Origin of the sequence: Shouchella hunanensis (assembly GCF_028735875.1) — a bacterium.
GTDB classification, from domain to species: Bacteria; Bacillota; Bacilli; order Bacillales; family Bacillaceae_D; genus Shouchella; species Shouchella hunanensis.
Map to the genome: position 1 here is coordinate 4,020,968 of NZ_CP117834.1, position 25,543 is coordinate 4,046,510.

31 protein-coding genes are annotated in these 25,543 nt (G+C 40.8%); 7 read left to right on the plus strand and 24 right to left on the minus strand.

What is annotated here, in order from left to right:
• Nucleotides 1-107 precede the first annotated feature (107 nt).
• The 6 genes from PQ477_RS20610 to PQ477_RS20635 all read right to left on the minus strand — a co-directional run bounded on the left by PQ477_RS20610 (nucleotide 108) and on the right by PQ477_RS20635 (nucleotide 6,854).
• The gene (locus PQ477_RS20610) at nucleotides 108-2,300 is read right to left on the minus strand and encodes a penicillin-binding transpeptidase domain-containing protein (RefSeq protein ID WP_144559212.1); all 2,193 of its coding nucleotides are present in this window, start codon (nucleotides 2,298-2,300) and stop codon (nucleotides 108-110) included.
• 48 nt (nucleotides 2,301-2,348) lie between these two features.
• Entirely contained in the window at nucleotides 2,349-2,663 is a 315-nt protein-coding gene (locus tag PQ477_RS20615; RefSeq protein WP_060703954.1) for a hypothetical protein, read from the minus strand.
• A 24-nt stretch (nucleotides 2,664-2,687) separates the two neighbouring features.
• Nucleotides 2,688-3,617, minus strand: coding sequence for a 16S rRNA (cytosine(1402)-N(4))-methyltransferase RsmH (rsmH, locus tag PQ477_RS20620; protein ID WP_035395174.1), 930 nt, complete (start codon nucleotides 3,615-3,617; stop codon nucleotides 2,688-2,690).
• A 36-nt stretch (nucleotides 3,618-3,653) separates the two neighbouring features.
• Nucleotides 3,654-4,085: a division/cell wall cluster transcriptional repressor MraZ gene (gene mraZ / locus PQ477_RS20625; protein ID WP_035395175.1), complete on the minus strand. Its 432-nt coding sequence runs from the start codon at nucleotides 4,083-4,085 to the stop codon at nucleotides 3,654-3,656.
• A gap of 152 nt (nucleotides 4,086-4,237) precedes the next feature.
• Complete coding sequence (bshC, locus tag PQ477_RS20630) at nucleotides 4,238-5,860, minus strand: bacillithiol biosynthesis cysteine-adding enzyme BshC (protein ID WP_274272785.1); 1,623 nt, start codon at nucleotides 5,858-5,860, stop codon at nucleotides 4,238-4,240.
• Between the two features lie 82 nt (nucleotides 5,861-5,942).
• A complete protein-coding gene (locus PQ477_RS20635) occupies nucleotides 5,943-6,854 on the minus strand; it encodes a 2-dehydropantoate 2-reductase (protein WP_035395177.1) in 912 nt (303 codons plus the stop codon).
• A gap of 153 nt (nucleotides 6,855-7,007) precedes the next feature.
• Here PQ477_RS20635 and PQ477_RS20640 point away from each other — a divergent pair, with 153 nt between their 5' ends.
• Nucleotides 7,008-7,502 (plus strand): N-acetyltransferase, encoded by a 495-nt coding sequence (locus tag PQ477_RS20640; protein ID WP_035395178.1) that lies wholly within the window; start codon nucleotides 7,008-7,010, stop codon nucleotides 7,500-7,502.
• Between the two features lie 33 nt (nucleotides 7,503-7,535).
• On the opposite strand, the gene PQ477_RS20645 is transcribed toward PQ477_RS20640, so the two are convergent.
• From PQ477_RS20645 to PQ477_RS20655, 3 genes are all read right to left on the minus strand, one after another.
• Nucleotides 7,536-8,090 (minus strand): RsfA family transcriptional regulator, encoded by a 555-nt coding sequence (locus tag PQ477_RS20645; RefSeq protein WP_144559214.1) that lies wholly within the window; start codon nucleotides 8,088-8,090, stop codon nucleotides 7,536-7,538.
• Nucleotides 8,091-8,238: 148 nt separating this feature from the next.
• Nucleotides 8,239-8,412, minus strand: coding sequence for a 50S ribosomal protein L32 (gene rpmF / locus PQ477_RS20650; RefSeq protein WP_035395180.1), 174 nt, complete (start codon nucleotides 8,410-8,412; stop codon nucleotides 8,239-8,241).
• Nucleotides 8,413-8,452: 40 nt separating this feature from the next.
• Entirely contained in the window at nucleotides 8,453-8,968 is a 516-nt protein-coding gene (locus PQ477_RS20655) for a YceD family protein (RefSeq protein ID WP_035395181.1), read from the minus strand.
• A gap of 179 nt (nucleotides 8,969-9,147) precedes the next feature.
• Here PQ477_RS20655 and PQ477_RS20660 point away from each other — a divergent pair, with 179 nt between their 5' ends.
• The gene (locus PQ477_RS20660; RefSeq protein WP_035395182.1) at nucleotides 9,148-10,368 is read left to right on the plus strand and encodes a nucleotidyltransferase; all 1,221 of its coding nucleotides are present in this window, start codon (nucleotides 9,148-9,150) and stop codon (nucleotides 10,366-10,368) included.
• A 23-nt stretch (nucleotides 10,369-10,391) separates the two neighbouring features.
• Here the strand turns inward: PQ477_RS20660 and PQ477_RS20665 are convergent, their stop codons facing one another.
• Entirely contained in the window at nucleotides 10,392-11,414 is a 1,023-nt protein-coding gene (locus tag PQ477_RS20665; RefSeq protein WP_035395183.1) for a SepM family pheromone-processing serine protease, read from the minus strand.
• A gap of 3 nt (nucleotides 11,415-11,417) precedes the next feature.
• A complete protein-coding gene (locus PQ477_RS20670) occupies nucleotides 11,418-12,200 on the minus strand; it encodes a patatin-like phospholipase family protein (protein ID WP_035395184.1) in 783 nt (260 codons plus the stop codon).
• A 131-nt stretch (nucleotides 12,201-12,331) separates the two neighbouring features.
• Between PQ477_RS20670 and ylbJ the strand changes: the two genes are divergently transcribed.
• Nucleotides 12,332-13,549, plus strand: coding sequence for a sporulation integral membrane protein YlbJ (gene ylbJ, locus PQ477_RS20675; protein WP_144559216.1), 1,218 nt, complete (start codon nucleotides 12,332-12,334; stop codon nucleotides 13,547-13,549).
• Here the strand turns inward: ylbJ and coaD are convergent.
• The gene (gene coaD / locus PQ477_RS20680; protein ID WP_144559217.1) at nucleotides 13,546-14,031 is read right to left on the minus strand and encodes a pantetheine-phosphate adenylyltransferase; all 486 of its coding nucleotides are present in this window, start codon (nucleotides 14,029-14,031) and stop codon (nucleotides 13,546-13,548) included. The genes ylbJ and coaD overlap by 4 nt on opposite strands.
• Nucleotides 14,015-14,590, minus strand: a complete 576-nt coding sequence (rsmD, locus tag PQ477_RS20685) for a 16S rRNA (guanine(966)-N(2))-methyltransferase RsmD (protein WP_060703944.1) — start codon at nucleotides 14,588-14,590, stop codon at nucleotides 14,015-14,017. Before rsmD ends, coaD begins: the two co-directional genes overlap by 17 nt.
• Before the next feature lie 270 nt (nucleotides 14,591-14,860).
• On the opposite strand from rsmD, the gene PQ477_RS20690 reads away from it, so the two are divergent.
• Complete coding sequence (locus PQ477_RS20690; protein WP_274272786.1) at nucleotides 14,861-15,232, plus strand: DUF7147 family protein; 372 nt, start codon at nucleotides 14,861-14,863, stop codon at nucleotides 15,230-15,232.
• Nucleotides 15,233-15,257: 25 nt separating this feature from the next.
• Here PQ477_RS20690 and PQ477_RS20695 read toward each other — a convergent pair whose 3' ends face one another.
• Together PQ477_RS20695 and PQ477_RS20700 are read right to left on the minus strand one after the other, a co-directional pair.
• Nucleotides 15,258-15,536 (minus strand): YlbG family protein, encoded by a 279-nt coding sequence (locus tag PQ477_RS20695; RefSeq protein WP_060703942.1) that lies wholly within the window; start codon nucleotides 15,534-15,536, stop codon nucleotides 15,258-15,260.
• 82 nt (nucleotides 15,537-15,618) lie between these two features.
• A complete protein-coding gene (locus PQ477_RS20700; RefSeq protein ID WP_035395187.1) occupies nucleotides 15,619-16,059 on the minus strand; it encodes a YlbF/YmcA family competence regulator in 441 nt (146 codons plus the stop codon).
• A 121-nt stretch (nucleotides 16,060-16,180) separates the two neighbouring features.
• On the opposite strand from PQ477_RS20700, the gene PQ477_RS20705 reads away from it, so the two are divergent.
• A complete protein-coding gene (locus PQ477_RS20705) occupies nucleotides 16,181-16,936 on the plus strand; it encodes an ATP-grasp domain-containing protein (RefSeq protein WP_144559220.1) in 756 nt (251 codons plus the stop codon).
• Nucleotides 16,937-16,940: 4 nt separating this feature from the next.
• On the opposite strand, the gene PQ477_RS20710 is transcribed toward PQ477_RS20705, so the two are convergent.
• Together PQ477_RS20710 and PQ477_RS20715 are read right to left on the minus strand one after the other, a co-directional pair.
• On the minus strand, nucleotides 16,941-17,207 hold the full coding sequence (locus PQ477_RS20710) for a YlbE-like family protein (RefSeq protein WP_035395188.1): 267 nt from the start codon (nucleotides 17,205-17,207) through the stop codon (nucleotides 16,941-16,943).
• Nucleotides 17,208-17,216: 9 nt separating this feature from the next.
• Nucleotides 17,217-17,687 (minus strand): YlbD family protein, encoded by a 471-nt coding sequence (locus tag PQ477_RS20715; protein ID WP_035395189.1) that lies wholly within the window; start codon nucleotides 17,685-17,687, stop codon nucleotides 17,217-17,219.
• A 143-nt stretch (nucleotides 17,688-17,830) separates the two neighbouring features.
• Between PQ477_RS20715 and PQ477_RS20720 the strand changes: the two genes are divergently transcribed.
• Nucleotides 17,831-18,313: a PaaI family thioesterase gene (locus tag PQ477_RS20720; RefSeq protein WP_035395190.1), complete on the plus strand. Its 483-nt coding sequence runs from the start codon at nucleotides 17,831-17,833 to the stop codon at nucleotides 18,311-18,313.
• A 69-nt stretch (nucleotides 18,314-18,382) separates the two neighbouring features.
• Here the strand turns inward: PQ477_RS20720 and PQ477_RS20725 are convergent, their stop codons facing one another.
• Complete coding sequence (locus tag PQ477_RS20725) at nucleotides 18,383-19,468, minus strand: CAP domain-containing protein (RefSeq protein WP_274272787.1); 1,086 nt, start codon at nucleotides 19,466-19,468, stop codon at nucleotides 18,383-18,385.
• 178 nt (nucleotides 19,469-19,646) lie between these two features.
• Between PQ477_RS20725 and PQ477_RS20730 the strand changes: the two genes are divergently transcribed.
• A complete protein-coding gene (locus tag PQ477_RS20730) occupies nucleotides 19,647-20,000 on the plus strand; it encodes a YugN family protein (RefSeq protein ID WP_038481033.1) in 354 nt (117 codons plus the stop codon).
• 54 nt (nucleotides 20,001-20,054) lie between these two features.
• On the opposite strand, the gene PQ477_RS20735 is transcribed toward PQ477_RS20730, so the two are convergent.
• The 6 genes from PQ477_RS20735 to coxB form a co-directional block, all read right to left on the minus strand.
• Nucleotides 20,055-20,534: a TcaA NTF2-like domain-containing protein gene (locus PQ477_RS20735; RefSeq protein ID WP_055735809.1), complete on the minus strand. Its 480-nt coding sequence runs from the start codon at nucleotides 20,532-20,534 to the stop codon at nucleotides 20,055-20,057.
• Between the two features lie 64 nt (nucleotides 20,535-20,598).
• Nucleotides 20,599-21,144 (minus strand): DUF420 domain-containing protein, encoded by a 546-nt coding sequence (locus PQ477_RS20740; RefSeq protein WP_035395193.1) that lies wholly within the window; start codon nucleotides 21,142-21,144, stop codon nucleotides 20,599-20,601.
• A 223-nt stretch (nucleotides 21,145-21,367) separates the two neighbouring features.
• Nucleotides 21,368-21,715 (minus strand): cytochrome C oxidase subunit IV family protein, encoded by a 348-nt coding sequence (locus tag PQ477_RS20745; RefSeq protein WP_035395194.1) that lies wholly within the window; start codon nucleotides 21,713-21,715, stop codon nucleotides 21,368-21,370.
• Nucleotide 21,716: 1 nt separating this feature from the next.
• Nucleotides 21,717-22,340, minus strand: a complete 624-nt coding sequence (locus PQ477_RS20750) for a cytochrome c oxidase subunit 3 (RefSeq protein WP_035395195.1) — start codon at nucleotides 22,338-22,340, stop codon at nucleotides 21,717-21,719.
• 1 nt (nucleotide 22,341) lies between these two features.
• Nucleotides 22,342-24,216: a cytochrome c oxidase subunit I gene (gene ctaD, locus PQ477_RS20755; RefSeq protein WP_144559223.1), complete on the minus strand. Its 1,875-nt coding sequence runs from the start codon at nucleotides 24,214-24,216 to the stop codon at nucleotides 22,342-22,344.
• Between the two features lie 29 nt (nucleotides 24,217-24,245).
• On the minus strand, nucleotides 24,246-25,280 hold the full coding sequence (coxB, locus tag PQ477_RS20760) for a cytochrome c oxidase subunit II (RefSeq protein WP_035395196.1): 1,035 nt from the start codon (nucleotides 25,278-25,280) through the stop codon (nucleotides 24,246-24,248).
• Between the last annotated feature and the right edge of the window lie 263 nt (nucleotides 25,281-25,543).

Below are 25,543 nucleotides of genomic sequence, written 5' to 3' on the forward strand. Positions count from 1 at the left end.
CAGAGACAACCATTTAGAACAAGCTAGGGAGAGGCTCCATTTAGATGCAACACAAAACAAAGAAGGCTTAACGATCGTTAAGCCTTCTTTGTTTTCTTTATTTATTCTTAAGAGTCGCCTTCTGTCTCCGTTTCTTGTTCTTGTTCTTCTTCTGTACTATCCGTTTCATCTCCATCTTCTGGGACTGTCGATTCCAAGTGGACTTGCAGTGTTTCCCCTTCCGAAATGGGTGTTCCAGCTACGGGGCTTTGTTGGACCACATAGCCATTGCCTGAATAATCAAGCTCTAAGTCGAGGATATTGGTCATTTTTAATACATCTCGTCGTGACCAACCACGCATATCAGGTAACGCTCGGCTTTCCCCATCTGTAATTAATAGAATAGGCTCATCGTTCAGTACACGCACACCTTCTGCTGGTTCTTGATAGGCAATGCGATCACCTTCACCGACAACAATCACTTCTTTATCCTCTAAAAGCTCGGTTGCATAGGTTGTTCGTTCACCTACGACATCTGCCATGTCAAAGCCACTGTCCTCTGCCTCCTCCAGCAATTCCTCTTCATTTGGTTCTAAATCCAAATACGCCATACTGCTTTGCATTACTGCATTAAATATCATAGACACCGGATCATTTCCTGATTGCTCAGTTGTTAAATTTGGCTTCGTTACTGATACATAAACAACAATCTCAGGATCCTCATAAGGCGCCATGCCTAAAAAGGAGTATAAATATTGCCCATGGCCATTTAAATAACCGCCTTTCTCAGCTATTTGCGCCGTCCCGGTTTTTCCGAGAACATCTACACCCTGAATATCGTATTTACGTCCTGTACCATATTCTTCTGTCACGACACCGCGCAGTAGATCTCGAACATGGGCTGCTGTTTCTGCTGAGATGGGCTCACCAACCACTTCACTGGCACCTTCTTGAAGGATTTCCCCTTCATCATCGACGATTTCTTGTACGATATACGGCTTCATCATCTTTCCACCGTTTGCGATGGCGGTAGCCGCTTGCACAAGCTGAACAGGGGTCATGGTCGACGTCTGACCAAAGGCCGTTCTTGCTGCATCTGAGCGTCTACCTTTTTCAAGTCGACCGGTACTTTCTTGACTTAAATCAATCCCTGTAAGCTTAGAGAAACCAAAATCTTCTAGATACTGATAAAAAGGCTCGATTCCTAGGTCTTCTAACACGAGTTTGGACATCAATACATTTGAAGAACGATGAACACCCTCTTCATAAGAAATTTCTCCCCAACCTTCTGGATTCACATCTCTAACAGGATTACTATGCAAATCAATTTCATATTCACCTGATTGAAAGTGCTTATCGTCTTGAAAATAGCCTTCTTCAATGGCGGCTGCCACTGTAAACATTTTCAACGTTGAACCAGGTTCCACTGCATCTGCAACTGCATAATTTAAATAGTTTTCAATTTGTCCGTGTTGATTTGGATTAAAACTTGGTCGATTCGACATTGCCAAGATTTCACCTGTTTTTGCATCAGCGGCAATAGCCGTCATCTTTTCAGGACTAAACTCTAATTCAACTTGCGACATCGCTTGCTCCATAGATGCTTGAATTCGTGTATCTAAGGTTAATTGCACAGAAGCACCATCTGATGGAAGCGTAATATTTTCAGCTGGAGAATTTAAACGCCCTAAACGACTATATTCGATTGAGCCATCCGTTGAAGCCAAAAACTCGTCAAGGCGACCTTCTAAACCGATACTTCCAACGTCTTCGTTAATGCTTTTTTGACCAATGACATGCGATGCAAACGTTTGGTTCGGATAATAACGGCGTGTTGCTTCTTCAAGCTGGATGCCCGGCAGCTTCAAATCTTGAATCGACTCTTTCGTTTCAAACGATAGATAGCGAGAAGTAGGCCCTAATTCGATTTGATAGCGACCTTCATTTTTTCCATCTGTGAGCATACTCGTTAATTCTTCTACTTCTAGTTGGATCATCGGCGCAAGTTGTTCAGCTGTTCGTTCAATATCTTCTATATAGTTGCCTTTACCTTGATTTTCAGAAAGCACGGCCAGAACATGGTAAGCAGGAATATCTTCAGCTAGCACACTCCCATGACGATCCGAAATGCTTCCTCTTTCACTAGGTAATATTTCTGATCGTGAGTAGCGTTCTTCTGCCATAGCGACAAGATCATTTCCTTTGACCTCTTTCGTTATTTGTATGTAGGCAATTCGTCCAACTAAAACAACAAAGACAGCTAAGAAAAGAAATAGCAAGACAACAGCTCGCTTATTTGTCACGGCGCGTTTAATTTCCACTTCATTCCCTCCTTTTCGCTTCTAAAGAAAAAACTAGTTCATAGTGAACTAGTTCATCCCTTGTTCTTTCGCTCGACGCATAACGTTCTCTGGCGCACTTTCTTCTGCTAGAATGGTTTTAAGCCCGTCATTTTCAACAGTGATCTCGTTCACTTTAATTTGTTCGGTTTGCACAGATGTACTCAATCCATAAAGGCTGGAATAATTATGTACAATGAGGCAGAGCACAGCAAAAAGTACGATAGCTAGAAATGTCGCAATGACTTTTTCTCCTAATGTAATCCTTGCTCGGTAACGAATCACTTGTTTTTCTTTTTGCATCGGCCGTTCTTGCGGCTGTGTATACGATTGTCTAGCTAACATACTTTATCCTCCTTTTAATGAAGCCTACAATTTTTCTATAACGCGTAGCTTAGCTGAACGCGAGCGATTGTTTTCTTCTAGTTCGTTGTCTGAAGCAACGATTGGCTTTCTTGTAACTAAGGCGAAAGGGGCTTTTTTATCATCTGGTATAATTGGCAACCCTTTCGGAAGATCTGGAATGGTTGTTTTTTCTTTAAATACTTGTTTGCACAAACGGTCCTCTAAAGAATGAAAGGTGATAACGGCGAGTCGCCCACGTTCATTTAACAGCTCTAATGCATCTAGCAACCCATCTTCAAATGCGCCCAGTTCATCATTAACAGCAATCCGAATCGCTTGAAACGTACGCTTAGCTGGATGACCGCCGGCACGACGAGCTGGTGCAGGAATGACGTCTTTTATAATTTCGACTAACTCCGCTGTTGTTTCAATCGGTTTCTTTACTCGTTCACTTTCAATTTTTCGGGCTATTTGTTTGGCAAACTTCTCTTCTCCATACCTCGAAATTATTGAAAGCAGCTTTTGAAACGACCATTCGTTTACCACTTCTTTTGCCGTTAATGCAGCACGCTGATCCATTCTCATATCAAGTGGCGCATCCTGATGATAACTAAACCCTCTTTCCGCCTCATCTAGCTGAGGCGATGACACGCCTAAGTCAAACAACACGCCATCCACTTTCGTTACTCCATGGGCAGCTAATTCTTCTTTTAAATAGCGAAAATTACTTCGAATAAACGTTACGTTATGTAGATGATCCTTCAATACTTCTTTTGCGTGATTTAAAGCCACTTCGTCTTGGTCAAATGCGTATAAATGACCTGTTTCAAGTTGCTCTGCAATTCGCTTTGAATGACCTGCTCCACCTAATGTACAATCAACATAAATGCCGTCTTTCTTTATATTCAATTGTTGGACTGATTCTTCTTTTAATACGGTTGTATGTAGAAACATCTTGCACCTAATTCCTTTTTTCAATTTACGTTAAAGCTATAAGTCAAAGTCAACGAGGTTTTCTGCAATTTCAGCGAAAGAGTCTTCAGAATCTGATACATACTCTTCCCAAAGAGTCTTACTCCATACTTCAACACGACTCGATACACCAATGACTACACACTCTTTTTCTAATTTAGCATATTCTCTTAAGTGATTTGGGACATTTATTCTTCCTTGTTTATCCAATTCACATTCTGCTGCTCCTGAAAAAAAGAATCGTGTAAATGCACGGGCATCTTTTTTTGTAAATGGGAGTTCTTTTAATTGCCCTTCAAGCTTGTCCCACTCAGACTTCGGATACACAAACAAACAGTGATCTAAGCCTCTCGTTACAACAAATGAAGGACCAAGTGGCTCTCTAAATTTGGCAGGAACGATCATGCGGCCTTTATCATCTATAGAATGCCGATACTCGCCTAAAAACATACTCTGCCAACCTCCCACCACTTTGTACCCTAAACTTACCACAAACCCCCACTTTGTACCACTCTGATCTTCTCATTTCCACAGAATAAAAAAAAATCCTGCATTCCTGCAGGATTTTCCGTAGATTTTTTTATTGACAAAGGCAGACAGCATTAGATGTAAATCAAAAGATGACGACGTGGTTGCTGCTCTAATTCATTTAGTAATCGTTGAATCGTGTCGCTACCTGTTAAGTTTAGAAGAACGATTGGGTTTAAAATTCGTTCTTGGGGACTCGATTGTGGTCGTAACCAGCAAATCGCTTCATCATACTTTTTTAATTCTGTTTCATATCTTCGCTTAATCTCTTTTGTCATGAACGTCTCAAGACGTGTTAATTGATCATGGATAAACGCTTTGTTTTTTAAACTAATGTCATAAAGCGTCTCATTCATTTCTTTGGCAAGCTCTCGCAACGGCTGGTGAGCGTGCTCCATCTGCTCTTTCGCCCGCTCAATGTGCTTTTTAACTTCAAATGAGTGCTGATTATCAAGCCATTGCTGCTTTAAGACTTCACCGTTTCCTTCTATATACGAACCTGGATCTTCGCCTCGTTCAATCAAGTGCTTTTCAACTTGACGTGGAACAATGGTTGCCGACATACGTTGAATAACAGGCGTTACCTGGAAATGAAATAAAGAGAAGCTCTCTTTTAGCGTTCCCCAATAGGCTAATTCGCCTGGGCCTGCCACAAACGCAACAGTCGGTAACAACCATTCCTGCATTAACGGGCGAGTGACAACGTTATTGCTAAACCTACTAGGATGCTTTTCTAACTCCTCTATTAACTCATCCTTAGTAAATGTGAATGGGTGATCTGCCATATAGAACACACCGTCGCTATAATTTAAACGGTACCGCTTCCCATCCACTGTATAAAAAAGATGCGCATTTTCTGGATCCGTTCCTATCGGTTTCCCGTATCCTTGTTTGGCAAAGCGCGCCTCTCCCTCTACTTGGGCAGCCTGCAGCTCCGCCACTTGTAAAATAAGCGATTTGAAAAATGGTTTTTCTATTTCTCTTAAGAGATCGTCGTCGCTATCTAGATAAAGCAATCCTTCCTCAGCAAACAAATCATGCATCACACCCATAAAGAAATCAACGTATGTCTTTGATTCAGTTGCACATGCCTCTACCTTTGCTTTTAATTCAGCTGTATAGGAAGTTTCTGGTAAAGATGAAAATAGTTCCTTTGTAAAAGCTTGCAATTCACTTTGCGGCAAATGCTTTTTTGATGCTGATGTTCCGTCCACTTCGTCTGTAAGCAAACGTTTTTTCCACTTGTTTTCCTCTTTTTTATAAATTGTCCGTACTTCATCCAGATCATGGTCTTCTCCTGCAATCCAAAACAGCGGGACAACAGGTCGTTGTAATTCTCTTTCATACGTTTTGGCAAGCATAATGATCGACATAGCTTTATATACACTGTATAAAGGACCCGTAAATAGCCCTGCCTGCTGTCCACCGACGACAACAAGTGCATCTTCTTGTTTTAGTTTATGTAAATTTTCCTCTAGTTTTTTTCGATTGCGTAATCCTTTTGTCCGATTTTCCACATACGTAACGAGCTCTTGTTTATGAGAAAAACGACGTTCACGTAAATCTTGACATCGTTTTTGTAGCCACTGCGTATCCGATGGCATGTAAGAAAAAAAGTCTTTGATTGGCTCTTGATCCTTTTCGTAATCGGCAGCAAAGCCTTTTAACGTCTCCTTACTAAGCTCCTCCATTTTCATCGCTTAAATTCTCCTCACCATGCATTTTCCATATCCGCTTTCCATCATAGCAAAAACAACAAGTACAACCAAATAAGTTGCTTCAAGAATTTTTATTCGTACTCTTTTGTTTCCCTTCCAGCATCGTATAAACGAGCTGAAGAGTCGGCATCGGAATGCCACGTGCTTCCCCTCTTTTTAAAATGTAGCCAACAATGGCGTCTAATTCAAGCGGGCGATTATGAATAAGGTCGGTTAACATGGACGATTGATTCTCTTTTGTATCGTTACAGACGCGTTCAACTTCCTTCCATTTCTCTTCCTGATCGTGCCGCCCTAGCGCCTCCATTATTTCCGCAAAACAGGAGCGCATCGCTTGGTTATAGTGCTTATTCTTTAAGAGCTCTCCGTTTCTCGCATGTAATAAAGCGGTTAATGGATTTATACATGCGTTAAGGATTAACTTTGATTCAAGCATTTCCTGATAGTCTTCTCTCCACAAAACAGTCCATACATCCTGATTGAAAACTGACTCCCACTCGGCTTTTCCTATAGAGGATGTTCCACGAAAAGGAGCAATTTTTATCCTTCCTTCCCCTTTAACAGACACTCGATTGCTTGTTCCTCTTTCTTTTAACAGACCATACTCTACAACACCGACATAAGTCGGTTGAGTCATCTTCTCAATCCACTTTAAATGCCCCATTCCATTTTGAAGAAATACCCATTTTGTTTGTCGATGCCCTACGTGTTGGTAATCATTTAAAACCTGTTCTACTTGATACGACTTCACACATACGATGACACCATCAAAATCGGTTGTATGAGTCGGGTTTATTTGTACGTCGTTTATGATCGTCTCTTGATTCCGTTTATTAAGATGAATACCATCGTTTTCAAATAACGATTGATCTTGTAGATTCTTAAGATAGAGAGATACTTCCTCTCCTTGTTTTTTTAAAGATGCAGCTACGAATAATCCTACTGCACCAGCTCCGATAACGGCCACCTTCATCGTTCACACCACCAGTACATTCAATAACGTCTATTATACGTGTTCTTAAAGGTTTGTAAAATCAGCTCATCACGGTATTTTTTAATGCGCTTTCATTCGATTTATAGTAAAATAGTAGATGAAATCATCAGTGGAGCAGGAGGATTATACACAATGATTAAAGTAGAACGATTGCTAATTAATTATAAGACGTTAGAAGAGTTTACGAATTTTCGTGACTATGGTGCAGCTGAGCTATCAATGAAAGACGATCTTAATCAGAGCATCGTCGAAAATGATAGCGAGTCTCCTTTTTATGGCATTTACTATGGCAAAAAGCTTGTTGCTCGTATGAGCCTCTATCAAATTGATGGAGACTTTGATCAGTATTTTGATCCTCCGCAAGATTATTTAGAATTATGGAAGTTAGAAGTATTAGAGCCATACCGTGGTAAAGGATACGGAAGAGCGCTTGTTGATTTTGCTAAAAGCTTTGAAATTCCAGTTAAGACAAATGCCCGCCAAAGTACAGGTGATTTTTGGTCAAAGCTTGGATTTGAACCTATTACGTACAGAGAAGAACGTGACAGAGGCGAGAGCCCTTACGTATGGTTTCCTTCAGGCGTCTACGAGCAAAAGAAGCCGAAAGAAAAACAATCACAGGAATAAGAAAAAACAGCCGCGTGTATGCACGTGGCTGTTTTATAATGATTTTTCAAGTAACGTATGATTGGTCAGCTTTCGAGCACGATCCATAATTTCAAGCAGAGAGCGGTAATCTTGTGTAATAACGCTCTTCTCCTTTTCTACTCTTTCTAGTTGCTCTTTTAACTTTTCATTTTCTGCTTTTAATACACTCGCTTCATAAACAGCTTCTTGCTTGTCTTTCATTGATTGTAGGTAATCAATAACCGCCTCTAAGTCTAACGTTTGATCAGATGTATCTTGTTGCGCTTGTTGGAGTGTTTCGGCTGGTTTTTCCTCTTCTTGCTGTAGCACGAAGCTAGACTCCGATTTGGCCTTTTCCTTCTTTAGCACCGTTCGTTTTTTCTTTGCCATATTGACTTCAGCTGTGTATTTTTTTCGAATGGTTGAATTCCATCTAAACCCACAAGCCGCACTTGTACGTGAGAGCGCTTCTGCTACTTCTTCAAACGCTGCTAGCTGCGTACTTCCTTCTCTAATATGACGCAAAACAGTGTCAGCTAAAAGTAAATCATCTTCATGCGACCAGGCATCTTGACGATTTGCCGTCATGTTTAGCCCCTCCCTTTCCTAATCCTCTTAAACCGTAATAAAGTGTATGCTTCCATTTAGCAAAATAGACGTTTCTATTAAAACATCATCTCCAAGTCTACTCCTGCTTATACAAAAAAAAAAGAAAGCCATCGGAATGGCTTTCTTTTTATTTTGAAGCTACTTTTTCACCTTTGTAAGAACCACACGCTTTGCAGACACGGTGAGATAGTTTATACTCTCCGCAATCTGGGCATTCTACCATACCTGGTACTTCTAATTTAAGATGTGTACGACGCTTATTTTTTCTCGTTTTAGATGTTCTTCTAAATGGAACTGCCATGTTTGTTACACCTCCTTAAAATTAAATCGAAGAAAAGCGATTATTTTTCATCGAAGAATTTCGCCAAGTCAGCAAGTCTTGGGTCAATTTGGTCACTGTTCTTCTCGTCTGAAACCAATTCCCAATCCTTCCCAGAAGAAGGAGCCGGTGTTTCGGTTGGTTTATCAGCGAACACTTGCATAGGAATTTCTACAAGAATACGCTCTTGTATCATATGAGATAAATCAATCACATCACCAGAATACGTAAAGACATCTTCTTCATTTAAATGAGAAGGTGGCATTTCACCTTCTGGTACATAGTGAGCTTGACCCTTTATTTCATATGGCCATTCGACGTCCGCTAACGTTCGGGAACAAGGTAAAACCAAATGCCCCTTTACGACAAACTGAAATGTAAACACATTTCTATTTGCGGTTGCTATCCCTTTTAAGGAAACAAGACTTGCGGCACGAACATCCTGGTGTTCTTTTAGTTGATCTTCCAACAGTACATTTTCATCAAAATGAAGCGATTCATATCGCGCTTGTTGAAGAGCTTGAACGGTCCATTTCATGTATCCTCACCTCATAGGCAACAAAAATTATTATAAGTCTCAACGACTGGAATGTCAACCTTATTTCTTTACAGTAAAAGCCGTTTATTCCGAGCCATTATTCTTGTATAATGTAGCCAAACACGCCTACTATGTAGTGTATCATGTGAATGTTTTCTATGCAAAAAAGGAGGAATGTCATGAAAGCTGTTGGTCTTGTCGTTGAATACAACCCGTTTCATAACGGTCATCTCCATCATGTCATCAAAGCAAAAGAGGACTCTGAAGCGGATGTAGTGATTGCCGTTATGAGTGGCTCGTTTTTACAGAGAGGAGAACCTGCTCTCGTTTCAAAACGAGTCCGTGCAGAAATGGCGCTTCAAGCTGGGGTTGACATTGTCGTTGAACTTCCTTATGGCTATGCCGTTCAGACTGCTCCATATTTTGCAGAAGGGGCGGTTCGCCTATTAACCGCACTACAATGTGCGACCCTTCATTTCGGCAGTGAGGAAGGTGACATTGACCGATTTCTTCAACTTAACGCTTTTATGAAGAAAAACGATCATGATTATCAGCAACAAATAAAAGCGTTTCTAAAAAAAGGCTATGCTTACCCGAGAGCGAGCGCTGAAGCCTTTGCTTTTCTTCACGAGGCTCGTACGCAGCTACCTTTAAGTGAGCCAAATAATATTTTAGGCTACCATTATGTTCAACAAATTGATGCTCAAGCGTCTCCCATGGAACCATTAACAACCTTACGTATTGCGGCTAACTACCATGATGAGGATATGGGAGAAGGAACCATCGCTAGCGCAACGAGCATACGTAAGGCATTATTACATAAAAAAGAGGTTGATCACGTCCTTCCTGCATCAACAGCAAGGTTACTCGACTACTATAAACAAACTCACGGACACGTCCACTTTTGGGAGAACTACTATTCTTACTTAAAGTATCAAATCCTCACGCGAACACCTGCGGAGCTGGAACAAATTGCAGAGTGTGAGGAAGGGTTAGAATATCGATTAATTGAAACAGGCTTGCAAGCTACTTCCTTTTCAGATTGGCTAACGCGATTAAAAACAAAACGGTATACGAAAACGAGGCTTCAACGCTTATTTGTTCATTTATTGACGAACACGACGAAAGAAGAAATGGCTACTGTTCGGAGTAATAGGGAAAATGATTATATTCGCTTGTTAGGTATGAGCGAAACAGGAAAAAGTTATTTGAATCAATACAAGAAGGCTTTCTCCCTTCCGGTGGTGACACGAGAAGCAGAACTGAGACATTATGGAGTATTAGCTTCATTAGATCAGCGAGCAACAGCCTGTTATTGGTTAACGAAACCAGGTGCTCTTCATTCCGAGGCGATGAAACAAGAGTTTCAAGCCACACCTCTTTTCCTAAAAAACAGCTAGCATAAGGATGCTAGCTGTTTGTTTTATTCATTCTGTAACGTTTCAAGAAAGGCTATCGCCTCTTCAAACGTTTCGATTGGAACAATTTCCATATCGGTATTGATCGATTCAGCTGCTGCTAGTGCATCCTCATAGTTATGACCACTTCTTGGTACTAAGAAATAGTCAGCACCTGCGCGTTCAGAAGCAACCACTTTTTGATTAGCGCCCCCAATTGCACCGACTTCTCCGTCCTCATTAATCGTACCAGTTCCAGCAATGTGTAACCCACTTGTTAGATCAATTTCCTCCAGCTGACTATAGATTTCTAGCGCGAAAATTAAACCCGCTGACGGGCCACCAATGGCTCCAGCAGTGATCTCGACTTCTGGTGTGAACGTCGCTGTCCGAACAGTCTCCACAGAGACACCGACTCCCACACGTTCATCACCTAAGTTTAGCTCATCAGGAAAAGTCGAAAAAGCTAAATTTTTCACTAGTGTTTCATCATCACGTTCAAATGTCATCGTAACAATATCACCATCAGAATAAGCAGCTAATAAGTCAATGAGCGCTTCACTTGTTCCTACTTCTTCTCCATCGACATGAGTAATAATGTCACCTGGTTCTAGTTGATCAGCTGCCGACATCCCCTCTGTTGTGCCGACGACATAGACACCAGTATAGTCAATCTGTACATCGCCCTTATTCGATGCACGGAATGCAGCAATTTTTGCATCGTCCTGTGAATTGGCCATTAACAATTGCTGTCTCTGATTGTATTCTTCATCCGTCATTCCGGAAGGAGCTGGATTTAACGATCGAAACTCGCTAAACAAAGACCAGAATAGTAACGCCGGAGTCGCTTTCGCACTCCGAACTGTCGTTAACATAAACGTGCCTTCATCGTCTTTTATCCCACCTTCAACTGTCACCATCTCTTCCACTGATTCTGCCATTCCCGGCTGACTATAATAGTAAGGAAGCTCAAAACGAACAATCAAAAAGAATACAATAATTAAAACGACCCACTTAATCCATGGAAACGACTTTCGTTTTTGTTCCATTCTTTACCTCCACTGTTTCATTCTTTCTAAGATGTCGGGTATGAGCGCTCGACATGCTCGTTCACCTTGTTCAATTAATCGTTCGGTTTCTGAAAAATCAAGAGGTGATGAGTGTTTAATAATTGGACGAACCATAACATCTCCCTGTTCCTTTTGCTTGCTAGCTAACTCTCTACCCATTATGTCCATTGTCTGCATGACAATTTCATGAATAGAAGGAGATTGTAAATGTGAACGAAAAAAAGATACATCAACACCAAGGACAATATCGGCTCCCATTTCACGGACTACTGATACAGGTACCCTTTCTACGACGCCTCCATCTACAAGAAGTTGATCTCCCCATTTTACTGGAACGAAAATGCCTGGAATGGACATACTCGCGCGAATCGCTCTTGCTACATCTCCAGTATCAATCACCACTCTATTCCCTGTTAACAAATCCGTGGCGACAACGCGGACTTCTTTATGTAGTTGATGAAAATGCATCTTTTTTGCTAAAAGCCGCACGAGACTTTCAATTCGATCGCCGGCGATTAACCCTTGGCGTGATACGGTAAAATCTAAATAAAACTTATTTTTAAATAGCCTTGCAAACCGTTCCATATGTTCAATTGAATGACCGACCCCATACATAGTAGCAACAAGAGCCCCCATACTGCTTCCTGCCAAGTAGTCCACTTCAATCCCTGCATCTTCCAACGCACGAAGGACGCCAATATGCGCAAATCCCCGTGCTCCACCAGAGCCTAAAGCAAGTCCAATTTTAGGGCGTTTTGCTTTCAAAAATGCTCCTCCTTCACTTGTAAACGAACACGGATATACGTTTTAATCTTATGGTCTAAACCTACGTGTTATGCGTATATTTAAAAGGACATGCTTTTATCTGCTAGTTACTATAAAGGAGTCCTGAATGCATGCTTGATGCGCGAAATTCATCTCAACTAAAATCAGCATTATTTGCAATAGCAACGATAGTTCTCGCTTTATCTCTCGTGTTTTTCCCAAAAGAAGCGCTAGAAGCATCAACGAGAGGATTGGATATGTGGTGGAACGTTGTCTTTCCTTCTTTACTTCCCTTTTTTATCGTCTCTGAGCTTTTAATCGGATTTGGAGTTGTCGCTTTCTTAGGCGTGCTTCTTGAGCCACTTATGCGTCCTCTTTTTAAAGTTCCAGGTATCGGTGGGTTTGTATGGGCAATGGGTCTTGCTAGCGGAAACCCAGCTGGTGCAAAACTAGCCGTTCAAATGCGAAAACTAGGGAAGATTTCACAGATTGAAGGAGAGCGTTTAGCCGGGTTTACCAACTCATCTAATCCATTATTTATTTTCGGCGCCATTGCTGTCGGTTTTTTTCATAATCCTGCTTTAGGAATGATTTTGGCACTCGCCCATTATATTGGCAACATCGTCGTTGGTTTCCTCTTTCGTTTTCACGGCAAAAATTCGGAAGAAATGCACCTCAGCCGTGGGCAATCACCACTAAAGATCATTGACGCTTTTTCCGCCATGCACCAAGAGCGATTAAATGACGGCCGCACGTTTGGCAAATTAATCGGCGATGCCGTTCGCTCTTCCATTGAGACCTTACTTTTAATAGGCGGGTTTATTATTTTATTTTCTGTATTAAATCAGCTACTAAGTCTTCTTGGTATTCTTTCGCTTATAGCTGTTAGTGTTAGTACGTGTTTTGCCTTAATTGGACTTTCACCAGAATTGGCGTACCCGTTTATTTCTGGCTTATTTGAAATCACCATTGGCGCTCAAATGATTAGTCAAACAACTGAAGCGAGCTTCTTATCACAACTCATCGTTGTTTCCTTTATTCTTGGATTTGGTGGTTTTTCGATTCAAGCGCAAGTAGCAAGCATCTTAGCCGAATCAGATATTCGCTTTCGTCCGTTTCTATTGGCTCGCTTTCTCCAAGGGCTAACGGCGGCTTGCCTCGTTATTCCACTGTACTATCTTTTCTACGAGCCACTTACAGATGAAGTGAGTAGTGGCGGCGTTCGTATTCCGGCATCTATCGAACAAGGTTGGCACTTTTTCCTTGAGATCTCACCCTACATCACGTTTAGCTTTCTCTGTTTGTTTATTTTACTAAAAACCATGCATATAAAGAAAAGATTCGTTTAGCCGTTAACGGCATACACTTTTTTCAAGGCTTGTGCGACTGGTTCTGGTACGAGGCTCGATACGTCGCTACCATAACTCGCGGCTTCTTTAACGATGCTTGAGCTTACGAAGCTATATTGCGGCTTAGTCATAAAAAAAAGTGTATCGACTTCCGGAACAAGCGTTTTGTTCATAGCTGCAATATTTTCTTCATAATCATAATCCGTACTAGAACGTAATCCTCGTATAATAGCAGAAGCACCATTCGTCTTCGCATACTCAACTAGTAAACCTGTAAATGGTTCAACAACGATATTTGGAATGTGCGCCGTCGCTTGTTTTAAAAGAGCGACTCGCTCTTCTAATGAGAAAAGTGGACTCTTTTTATTATTAACAGAAACAACAACGATTAATTCGTCAAACTGATTAGCAGCTCGTTCAAATAAATCAACATGCCCATTTGTCACCGGATCGAAACTACCTGAACTAACAGCTCGTCTCATGTCCACTCACCCTTTCATAAATCGTTATTTTTGTCTCTCCGTATTGCTCCGTTCGAATGATTTGAAGTGATGAAAAGGAGGCTAGTTCACTTGAGGAAGCTGTTTCGCACACAATTAGCCCACCTTCTTCGAGTACGGAACTTTCATCAATCTTTGCTAGCGCTTCTTTTATGTACAGCTCGGCCTTTGCATATGGCGGATCGATAAGCAGTAATTGGAACGTTTCCCCCTTGCCTATTAATACTTGGAGGCCCCTTAAACTATCATTTTTAAAAACAGACGCTCGCTCACTTAGTTTCGTATGGCTTAAATTTTGACGTATTGTTTGAATAGCTGGATGTTGGGCTTCAATAAAAATACACCGATCCATACCTCGGCTCAACGCTTCAATTCCTAAAGCACCGCTCCCTGCAAACAAATCAAGTACTTGACCGCCATCAAAATACGGACCAATCATATTAAAGATCGACTCTTTTACTTTATCTGTTGTCGGTCTTGTCTGTTTCCCTGGAACAGGCTTCAGTCTTAGCCCACCTTGTTGCCCAGAAATCACTCTCATATTCTCACCTTACCCTATGAATTAATGAATACATGTATAAAGCACGCAGCTAGCGTACATACTAAGTCTAGCAACACAGTACGTGTTGCGACAACCGCGGAGAAGACTTACATTTCCCCATAAGATCTTCCTCCGGTTTCTCCTCTCCCATTGCCATGTGAGATCATGGCAAGGCATTCTTCCTTGTGAAGAATGCCTTTTTTTGTCGACACACATCAAAAGTCATGATATGATGCAATCGATTCTTTCAGAAGGAAGTAGGAAAAGCAAATGAACCAACGCGTCATAAAATTAGGCAATGGTTACGCTGATTTTTTTGAATTGATGGAACTTGCTGTGACCAATCAATCTCGTTTGATTGCTTGTTTCCAGTTACAAACATTAGATGGACGGCATTCACTTGGCATCGTTTTAAAACCGGCTAAGCATCCTTCAACGTTTATGCCGATCTACCTTTGTCTAGAGGGCTTTAAACCTGATAGTAAAAGAGTACACCAATTTCAAGACTTTGCAAATCAAGAAGGTCATACGTTACATACAATTGCCGTTAAGTCTTTGGATCTTTTCTATGATGAAGACCAGTACACGCGCTACCTAATCGGCCTGCTTCGTTCTCAACGGGTCATTCCACCGATGGCTTAAAAAATAAACCAGACGATCGTCTGGTTTAAATGCCTAGCTTATAATCGTATTCTTTTGCTTTATCTGGTTTAGCATCTTCAAACTCTGTATTTACAAATGGACGCATTGACGGCTTCACATCGGTTACAAAATGAAACGATTGTAGTTTATTTATAATGTCATCTACTTTTTCTAGATCGCAGTAAAACACAACATATTTCATTTTTTTTGATACATATTGAACATGGCCAAAGCGCCGTAACTGCCTTGCATACTTCAGTGATGTAAGCCAAACAACAATCCCTTGACGACTTGGACTTATCATTTTCCATACCCCTCTTTTAAAAGTTCATCCAGCCTTATTTTACCACAATTTTCTTTTTTTATGCAAAAAGAATGTAGCTGCGTTATCCGCAACTACATCCACCACCAGAACCACAGCCACCACTACAAGACATCGAGTCAAAGAATGGATTTCCGGTTGGTACTTTTATAGATGGCGAAACCGTAGACGCTAAGACACCACTTAATTCATTTAGTAAGTCTTCAAGCTCGGTCTCTGCTTTTTTAAATTGAACGATAGATTCGTCCCGATCAAGCTCTCTTTTGGCAACTCGTATATCCGCTGAAACTGTCTTAAAGTCAGGATGATACTTACCAAACCGCTGTACTTCCTCATGAGACACTTTCAAGGTTGTAAACCGTTCAATCTTATATTGTGCTTCTTTATCTTGATTAAGGCGATCACGCGCTTCAATATACTGGGAGAACAGTTCTGATTGAAGAATAATAGAAGCCAGTTCATCAGAAGCATTTAATAGTTCTACCGTATCTAATGTTGCAATCACGGCTGCACCTCCTCCACTTTATTGTATCATGGGTATTTAGTAAATCGAAAGGTTTTTTTCTAATTGACAAGAACGATCAACTTCCCTATAATTCTTTCGACACATACTGGAGGACGCTTACATGAATCTCATTACTTTCAACCCTTTCCGCACGATAGGGATGCCTGGCATCGACTATGTGAAGCCAGAAAATATGTTTAAAGAACAAAGCCGCATCGAGCAAGCTGACCTTTGTCTTTTCCCAGAAAATTGGCAAGTGAATAGTCTTGTTTATGGGCTGAAAAAAAAGATTTTTCCAAGCATCGAGAGCATTCATCTCGGCTACAACAAAATTGAAATGACAAGGGCGATGTGGACGGTTTGTCCTAATCATGTGCCGTATACACTTATTCTAGGTTCAACCCCGAAAACCATACAAGACGTTCTAGAGACATTTCCGTTTCCATTCGTGGCGAAAACAACCCGCTCTTCGATGGGAAGAGGCGTATTCCTCATTCAAAATGAAGCGGATTTCCATTCATACGCTACTAACCACGACGTTCTTTATGTGCAGGAATACATCGAATCACACCGAGATTTACGTCTCTGTTTAATCGGCAATAAAGTTGTGAACAGCTATTGGCGAGAAAGCAGTGGTTTTAAGAACAATGTAGCACAAGGTGGCGTCATGACTTTTACAGACATTCCGCAAGCAGCGATTACACTTGTAGAGGATGTGGCCAGCCGCCTTTCTCTTGATCACGTCGGTTTTGATGTCATTGAACGAAATGGACAGTATTATATTCTTGAATTCAATACATTGTTTGGCAACCAAGGCTTTCTCGCACAAGGCATCCGTGTAGAGGATTTCATTTTTGATCACATAAAAAGTCTGTAACGAGTTAACTCGTTACAGACTGCACAGTTTCAGACACGGTATTTTGACCCATTTTAATCATTTCCATTAACATCACCATCATACTGACGTTATTTTGCATTCTTTCTACCCGTTGAGGAAATGTTTTTCCATAAAAATAATTGGACTCTTTCTCCATTTCTGCTAAACGCTCTGGATTTCGAGATAAATGGCGATACCACTCTGGATGATAACGCATAAACTCACGTATCTTTTGGTCTTGCATCATTTTTGCTCGAATGTCTGCTCTCATAACAACTCCTTAATCCCGTCGAAACGAAAACGGGGAGTCACTTTCTGAACGACGAGTAGGTTCCTGAGGTTTTTGGAACGTTTGCATTAGATTCTGTACATTCCCAAGCACAGAGCTAAATTGCGTTAAATGCGATTGCAAATCTTGCACATTCATCTTTTTTACCAATCCCATTAGTTGGCCGATGAATTCTCCTGTACCTACCGAACTTGCCTCTTCACTTGTATCGTTTGTAGATTGGTTTGTTTCAGCAGTTTCTTGTTCTTCTTGTTGACTTTCCACTACCTGCTCTTGCTGAACCTCTTCCGTATACAAGAATGGCTGCCATTGCTCATGTTCTTCTCCTAATATCGACCATTCTTCATAGATGTCTTGCAACGTACGCTTGCCATCCTTCACTTCGGTTACTAAACCGGGATGGTTTTTCACAAATACTTTAAACTGCCGAACTGAAGGATGCAGATTGGTCGGATTCGTCATCTGTTTCATCCCCTTATTTAGACTTCTATATGATTAGTGTATACAACAGTCTGGTCCAATGTTCATGTTTTTTTGCTATTTAATCATGAGATTTGATAAACTAAGACGTGTGCGTAATCTAATGAAGTGAAAAGGTGAAAATAGTGACAGTAGAAGAAAAAATCCAAGCATTTTTGAACGAAGCATCTACAGAGGAAAAAAACGTTTTTGAACAAGTTGTTGATGGCTTTATCGCCAAACAACGAAAACAACAATTAACTTATTTATCGGGTATAACACAAGCAGAAGCATCGATTCCTTCAAAGGATACATTCTCCATTCGTGTTCCCATCACACCATTAATTCATAACCCTCTATCGATTGTTCATGGCGGTATGACAGCAACGCTACTTGACTCTACAATGGGTGGAGCTGCAATGGAAGCGTTACCGGATGATTTAACTGCCGTAACGTCTCAATTAAATATCCATTATATGCGACCTGGTGTTGGGGAATACCTTGAATGCTTTGCAACAGTCGTTCATTCCGGTAAACAATTAATTATTGTAGAAGGAAACGCTTATAATAATGAAAAGAAACTAATTGCAAAAGCAACCGGGACGTTTTATGTGATCCCGAGAAAATAATACACATGCATTTTATTCCTTACGATGCAGTAAGAAAAACGTCTTAGCTAACGCTAAGACGTTTTTTCCTTAACCTTCAAACAAAAAGTTCTGTGTGTAATACGCGTGGTGTACACCGACACCAAGATGGGTAAATTTTTCGTGAAGCAGTACAATTCGATGGCTGTCGCTGTTTAACCATCCTTCTACCGCTGCTATTCCGTCTACATAGTTATAGGCGATATTTTCACCTGCATCAGTAAACGGAACGCTCCCTGCTTGAAAGCGGTCAGACAATGTACCAAATGTGGGCGATACATGATCGAAATAATCATCTGTATACATATCTTTGCTATGATCATACGCAACTTTTGCTACTTCGTCAGACCAAGCAAACGGCTCCAATTCAAAGCTTGAGCGAATTGCGTTTGTGAGCTCAAAAATTTGTTTTTCATTCGCTTTATCTACCGCTGCAAGCTCAGAAGGGTTTAATGCTTGTTTTTCCGGGAGCTCATTCGTATACCCGAATGAATAAGGTTGTTGGCTTAAAAGAACTTCATTTGATAGGAGACGAACGCTTGATAGCTGGTTCGTATGTACATCCATATAGAACTGTATCCAATAGTCACCAATCTGCGCTAAAGGACGCATCTCCATATCCTGCTCAGATAATTGAAACGTAAACAAACCTTGGTCCATTTCTAAAGGTATTCGATCTTCAAACAAAAACATTCGGTTTAACGCTTCATAGCTATGTTGCTGTTCGCCTAAAAAGCGCTGTATCGGCGCACCATTTGCTACAACCGTTGTCACGTTCCCATCTTCAACACCAACAGTTAGATACCCATCGTTAATCGTATTATACACCCAAGTATCGTAGCCAAATGCAGATGGATCAATGCGGCCCGGTTCCCCTAACCACTCTAGAACCTCTTCCTCACTAGCTCCCATTAGCAAACCAATGTGCTGATCAAATGGAAGATCTGTTTCCTCCACGACTTCATCATCCGTTAGTAAAGCAGGTGTTACCCGCGCCGCGTAGTCCATATGCAAGGACGGTTGCTTTGTTGTAAGAAACTGACCAGCTACCGGCTCTGGAGGAATTTGCCTGTAGTAATAAATCAGGATCACCAACATAACCGTTAAAACCATTAAAAGACTAAGACGCTTATTCATATCCACTGCTCCCTCCTATTCTATCGTATGTTCCTATGCTAGCTATGCATTCACCTTATTCAACTAAACCTTTCACTGTTTGAACAGACCTTCTGAAAAAGTCTGTTTAAACGTTGCATAAGAAAGCGTTTCATACTATGATTAAGAAGTGTGAAACAGCAGTTAAGGAGGAATACTTTTGAAATTCACCGAAACAGGACTAGAAAATCATCAAATTAAATTTACACTTGTACATGACTCAGCAGAATCAGTTGGCTTCGTCCACGCCGATCAATGGGATTACGAGCGCGCTATGTTTGACTACAAAATGGTGCATCACGAAGGCACATTTTACTTGCGAGTTCCCGTTTATGCCGTAAAAGGCGATATTCCTGCTCAATCCACTATCGTTCAAATTATGACTCCTATTCTAGGAAAGCATTATTATCCACATGGTGTTGAATACGAAGGGGAAACATACCCAGATGCAATTGTAGAGAAATCGAAGAAAAAGCTAGAACTATTAGCGCAACGAATTGAAAACGAACTATAAAAAGAGCTGTCCCTTGTGACGGCTCTTTTATTAATAGAATCGACTTCCTTCGTTTTAATATCTTTCTTCATTTACGTTAATAATGGTGTAAAGTCGGTATGTACCGTCTGAACCTTCAACTGTATGAAAGCGAACCTCCCGCTCTATATCTTCCACCGCATCTCCAGTCACCACACGTACATGCTCATGTGCTTCGACAAAGTAATCGCCTTCTTCTGGGTCATACCATACATCGTGAACATCTAGCGAAATGAGCTCCTTTTGTGCATTGCTTTTTTGTAAATCATCCTTTAATCGATGAAGTGCATGATAGAAAGATGTATTCGGTATCAAAAAATCATTTTCTAGACGCTCTGTTTGATTTTCGTTAATGGCAAGCAGCATCTCCGCTTTATAATCATGCACAAACGTCGATAGCTTTTCAATCACTTCTTCATCGGTAACTTCTTCCAACTGTTCCGGTTCATTGTATCCGCATGCCGCTAGTACAATAAATAGAAGGAACATTGGAAGCGTTCGAATAAGTGTCCGCACAACAAACCCTTCCTGTTCGCCTGTCCTTCATTAGTATACAAAAATCCTAAAAAAAGAGGAACCTTTAATAGTAAGGTGAAATCAAGATGTAAACTAATACACCTGTAAAGCTTACGTAAAGCCAAATTGGCATTGTCCAACGTGCAATCTTTTTATGGCGCGCATTTTCGCCATTCCATGCTCTTGCAACACTTGTCAATGCAAGCGGCACAATGACAGCTGCTAACACAATATGTGTAATTAAAATGAAATAATAAAAATACTTCAAGAAGCCATCATCACCAAATGCCGTTGATTCTGCTAAAAAGTGATGCGCTACATAGGTAAAGAGAAAGAAAGTGGTTGTGACAAAAGCGGCATAAATAAACCGTTTATGGATGCGTACCTTCCCTTTTATAATCGCAATGAATGCACATACTAAAAAAAGAAACGTAAATGTATTAAAGATGGCATTCATAAGCGGAAGAATAGTGACATCAAAAGCATCAAATCCCTCTACACCCGGTAATCCTGCTAGAATGCCAATCGCACCAATAAGCACGACAGAAATAATAATAATAGCAGGCTTGTAATTTCGTTTTTTTATTGGTTTGTTAAAACCGTTGTCCATCCTTGTCACTCCTTAAACGTTCATCTGTTTATACTAGTAGTATACTACATATGAAACCCATCCCACACTAGCTCTAGTATTTACAATCTAGTGAACATTAAACATAAGACAAATTGTCTTATCAAACTGTCACATTTAAACGTACTTGTATAGAGCCAAAAAGAAAAACGAGTATGGCGTAACATCCATACCCGCTTTCCTTTAACAGTACATCATTTTCTCTCTAGTATTTTACAACACCGATTAGCAGCATTAATGCAACAATGGTCGGCATAGTGACAAATATACCAGTGATCATAAAGACAGTTGCCCAAGCATGATCTTTATCTTTCATATGCATAAAAAACAGTAGCTGTAAAAGCAATTGAACGATCGCAAGAATTAAAATGAATGGCACTGCAAAATTATTTGGGATTAAGTCTGCACCTACAGCGACAAACGCGAGAACTGTTAAGAATAATAGTAAGATAAACACGACAAATTGTTTCTTAATATCTCGCTTCATCTCACGTTTTTCAGCTTCCGTAAGTGAACTCTTTTCAAACGGTTTGCTTAAGTGGTCATCAGCCATATTAATAACCTCCTGCTCCCATTAAGTAAACGACGGTAAAGATGAATACCCACACGACGTCGATAAAGTGCCAGTAAAGACTTGCCACATAAAACTTAGGAGCATTTGTCAACGTAATCCCTTTGCCCCAATTTCGGATAATAAGCAACGTGATCCAGCAAAGACCAAATAATACGTGAGCCCCGTGTAGTCCAACAAGTGTATAGAAGGCCGATGAGAAAGCACTTGTAGTAAAGCCAAATTCATAATCATGTACATAGTGCTGGAACTCATAGATCTCTAGACCTAAGAACACCAAACCAAGAAGGACTGTAATAATCATCCATGTCATCATTTTTTTGAACTGGTTTTTCTTCATCGCAAACATTGCCATTACACTTGTCATTGAACTTGTTAAAAGAATCATTGTCATAATAAAGACAAGCGGTAACGTAAAGAGTTCATCAGAAGCTGGTCCGCTTCCAACACCGTTACGTAATCCTAAGTACGTTCCAAAAAAAGTGGCAAACATGATGGTTTCTCCACCAAGAAAGAACCAAAAGCCTAGAAATTTATTTTTCCCTTCAAGGGTAGCTCGCTCCGGATGAGACGGTAAGCCTTTTGATGTATCGACTGCACCAGCCATATTATTTGCCACCTCCTAGCTTTTTAAGATCCGCTTTAACAACGCTCTTTGGAATATGATAGCCATGATCATCTTTCAATGAACGCATTGCCATACCACCGAATGTTAACAAGCCACCAAGAGCAACAACAATCCATGGACTCACAATCGGCTCAGCCATTTCTAGCATAATCAAACCAAAGCCTAGGAAATATAAACCGATTGAAATGATAACAGGCAGAATAGAGCCATTCGGCATATGAATATCATCGACTGGTTCAGCCGGTTTCATTGTGCCGTCCCCGTGTACTTTTTCGTAAAACAATGGATCAAGTGAACGGATTTGTGGCGTTTGAGCAAAGTTATACTCTGGGACAGGTGTTGGTGTTGCCCATTCTAACGTACGTGCATCCCATGGATCATTAATCCCAATAACGCGCTCACCTTTAATAGCTGAGTAAACAATATTAATGACAAGTACAATCACTGCAGCAGACATAAAGAATGTTCCAATCGTACTAATCATGTTGAATTCATCAAGACCTTGACCGCCTAAATATGTATAAACTCGGCGAGGCATTCCCATTAAGCCAAGGAAGTGTTGAACAAAGAATGTTAAATGGAAACCAATCGTGAAAAGAATAAAGAACACGACTCCTAATTTTTCATTTAACTTATGGTTAAACATTTTCGGATACCAGTAAAATAAACCGGCAAACAGCGCTAACACGATTCCACCGACAATAATGTAGTGGAAATGCGCTACAACAAAGTACGTATCATGGTACAAGTAATCAACAGGTGCCATTGCTAGCATAACCCCTGTTACGCCTCCAAGAACGAACGTTGGAACGAACGAAGAAGCAAATAACATTGCCGTATTAAACGTAATTTTACCGCCCCACATCGTGAAGAGCCAGTTAAAGATCTTAATTCCTGTTGGTACAGCAATCGTCATTGTTGCAATCGCAAAGATTGAGTTGGCTACTGGGCCAATTCCTACTGTAAACATATGGTGAGCCCATACCATGAATCCAAGAAAGGCAATAATCATTGTTGCGAAAACCATTGCAGTATAACCGAATAGACGCTTTCTTGAGAATGCTGGAATAACCTCTGATATAATTCCAAATGCCGGTAAAACAAGAATGTACACTTCAGGGTGACCAAAAATCCAGAAAATATGTTGCCAAATGACAACGTTTCCTCCTGCTGCCGGGTTAAAGAACTGGGCATCAAAAATCCGCTCTAGCATAAGAAGCGCAAGTCCTGCCGCAAGTGGCGTAAATGCAAAGAGAATGAGTGTCGATGTGACAAACGATGTCCACACAAAAAGTGGTAAGCGCATCATCGTCATTCCTGGCGCACGCATATTAATGATTGTCACTAAAAAGTTAATGGCTGAAATCAATGTACCGATACCAGAAACCTGTAAACCAAGTACATAAAAATCAAGACCAAGCTGTTCTTCATTTAATGATAAAGGAACATAAGCAGTCCATCCTGCATCTGGGCCTCCACCAAAAAACCAGCTTGTTGATAGTAATAAACCACCTGATAAGAATATCCAGAACCCTAACGCATTGACGAATGGAAACGCAACATCTCGAGCACCGATTTGAAGCGGAATCACAAAGTTCATAAATGCAAATAAGAGCGGGGTGGCTGCGAGGAACAACATGATCGTTCCGTGCATCGTAATAAATTCGTTAAACGTTTGCCCGGTTAAAAAGCTATTTTCAGGCATGATAAGCTGAATTCGCATAAAAACAGCCATCAAACCGGCTTTTAAGAAGAAAAGCGTCCCGGCAATTAAGTACATGATGCCGAGCTTTTTATGGTCAACCGTTGTTAGCCAGTCCCAAACGACGCCTTTTTCTTTTTTATAACTAGCCAATCAAGACCCTCCTTTACCCAATCTTCCTTTTAATAATCCGCATCTGCTGGACGTACTTGTAATGAACGTAAGTACGCAATTAAATCTTCCATGTCATCATCACTAATATCATGTGGTGGCATGTTGTTGCCTTGCTTTAACTCTTCAGGATTTCGAATCCAATTCGCAAGTTCTTCATCATCATCGATGTCGTATACACCTGCAAATTTTTGACGGTCACCGAAGTTTGTCAAAGTTGGGCCAGTTGCCATACCTTCTCCACCGATTGCATGACAATTAATACATGCATTTTCTTGGAATACTTCATAACCCGCTTCAGCATTTGCAGCAGTTTCTTCCGCTTCAACAGCAAGCATATCATCTACCCATTGGTCGTATTCATCACGCTCAAGGGCAATGACTTTGAAATCCATCAGCGCATGGGAAGGTCCGCATAATTCTGCACATTTCCCTAAATAGACACCTGGTTCTTCAGCTTGTAGCCATAAAGCATTTGATACACCAGGGATGTTGTCAATTTTACCACCTAACGCAGGAACCCAAAAAGAGTGAATAACATCTTCTGCATTAAGCTCAAATACCACACGCTCTCCAACAGGAATATACACTTCTTGACCTGCTGTAAAGCCTTCCTCGTAATCAAACTGCCACCAGTACTGGTGGCCAGTCACGTTTATGTATACTGCATCTTCATGTTCAGCTGGATCAGCATCAACATGGAATTCAAACGTTCCTGTTACGGTTGGAATAAATAAAATAATAAGCAATAGTACAGGAATAACAGTCCATGTAATTTCCATTGCTGTATTTCCGTGAACTTGCTTCGGTAGTTCATCATCGCCTTCTTTGCGGCGGAACTTCACGACGATAATGAAGAATATGGCAAACACAATCACTGATACAAGTGTCATAATAACTAATGACAAGATCATGTTGTCATAGATCCATTGTGCCGCTTCTCCCTTTGGATCAAGCGCAGTCAAGTTCTCTTCACCAAGACAGCCTGATAAAAAAACAAGCACTAGAGCTGCAGGTGTTAAGCGCCACAGTAGGTTTTTTAACATGTTCGATTCCCTCTCTTTCTATGTAGTTGTCTTGGTCTTCTCAAACAGCGGCGTGAATGATAAAATGGCTAGTCCGTCTATGAAACTCGAAAACGGATACAACCCTTCTTAAGCTTGACGGAATATGAGGATCATTGCTCACACATATTCTTACATTCTCCCACATTATCGATTATAACCGAAAATGTGGGCGGTTTCATCAAATTCCTTTTGTTCACATGATTTTCACATTTACAATCTTCAAAAATTGTTCGCAGCTGAAA

Coding starts and splice junctions, on each gene's coding strand:
- PQ477_RS20615 (WP_060703954.1), bottom strand. CDS start 2,663: ATGTTAGCTAGACAATCGTATACACAGCCGCAAGAACGGCCGATGCAA.
- rsmH (WP_035395174.1), bottom strand. CDS start 3,617: ATGTTTCTACATACAACCGTATTAAAAGAAGAATCAGTCCAACAATTG.
- mraZ (WP_035395175.1), bottom strand. CDS start 4,085: ATGTTTTTAGGCGAGTATCGGCATTCTATAGATGATAAAGGCCGCATG.
- bshC (WP_274272785.1), bottom strand. CDS start 5,860: ATGAAAATGGAGGAGCTTAGTAAGGAGACGTTAAAAGGCTTTGCTGCC.
- PQ477_RS20635 (WP_035395177.1), bottom strand. CDS start 6,854: ATGAAGGTGGCCGTTATCGGAGCTGGTGCAGTAGGATTATTCGTAGCT.
- PQ477_RS20640 (WP_035395178.1), top strand. CDS start 7,008: ATGATTAAAGTAGAACGATTGCTAATTAATTATAAGACGTTAGAAGAG.
- PQ477_RS20645 (WP_144559214.1), bottom strand. CDS start 8,090: ATGACGGCAAATCGTCAAGATGCCTGGTCGCATGAAGATGATTTACTT.
- rpmF (WP_035395180.1), bottom strand. CDS start 8,412: ATGGCAGTTCCATTTAGAAGAACATCTAAAACGAGAAAAAATAAGCGT.
- PQ477_RS20655 (WP_035395181.1), bottom strand. CDS start 8,968: ATGAAATGGACCGTTCAAGCTCTTCAACAAGCGCGATATGAATCGCTT.
- PQ477_RS20660 (WP_035395182.1), top strand. CDS start 9,148: ATGAAAGCTGTTGGTCTTGTCGTTGAATACAACCCGTTTCATAACGGT.
- PQ477_RS20665 (WP_035395183.1), bottom strand. CDS start 11,414: ATGGAACAAAAACGAAAGTCGTTTCCATGGATTAAGTGGGTCGTTTTA.
- ylbJ (WP_144559216.1), top strand. CDS start 12,332: ATGCTTGATGCGCGAAATTCATCTCAACTAAAATCAGCATTATTTGCA.
- coaD (WP_144559217.1), bottom strand. CDS start 14,031: ATGAGACGAGCTGTTAGTTCAGGTAGTTTCGATCCGGTGACAAATGGG.
- rsmD (WP_060703944.1), bottom strand. CDS start 14,590: ATGAGAGTGATTTCTGGGCAACAAGGTGGGCTAAGACTGAAGCCTGTT.
- PQ477_RS20690 (WP_274272786.1), top strand. CDS start 14,861: ATGAACCAACGCGTCATAAAATTAGGCAATGGTTACGCTGATTTTTTT.
- PQ477_RS20695 (WP_060703942.1), bottom strand. CDS start 15,536: ATGATAAGTCCAAGTCGTCAAGGGATTGTTGTTTGGCTTACATCACTG.
- PQ477_RS20705 (WP_144559220.1), top strand. CDS start 16,181: ATGAATCTCATTACTTTCAACCCTTTCCGCACGATAGGGATGCCTGGC.
- PQ477_RS20710 (WP_035395188.1), bottom strand. CDS start 17,207: ATGAGAGCAGACATTCGAGCAAAAATGATGCAAGACCAAAAGATACGT.
- PQ477_RS20715 (WP_035395189.1), bottom strand. CDS start 17,687: ATGACGAATCCGACCAATCTGCATCCTTCAGTTCGGCAGTTTAAAGTA.
- PQ477_RS20725 (WP_274272787.1), bottom strand. CDS start 19,468: ATGAATAAGCGTCTTAGTCTTTTAATGGTTTTAACGGTTATGTTGGTG.
- PQ477_RS20740 (WP_035395193.1), bottom strand. CDS start 21,144: ATGGACAACGGTTTTAACAAACCAATAAAAAAACGAAATTACAAGCCT.
- PQ477_RS20745 (WP_035395194.1), bottom strand. CDS start 21,715: ATGGCTGATGACCACTTAAGCAAACCGTTTGAAAAGAGTTCACTTACG.
- PQ477_RS20750 (WP_035395195.1), bottom strand. CDS start 22,340: ATGGCTGGTGCAGTCGATACATCAAAAGGCTTACCGTCTCATCCGGAG.
- coxB (WP_035395196.1), bottom strand. CDS start 25,280: ATGTTAAAAAACCTACTGTGGCGCTTAACACCTGCAGCTCTAGTGCTT.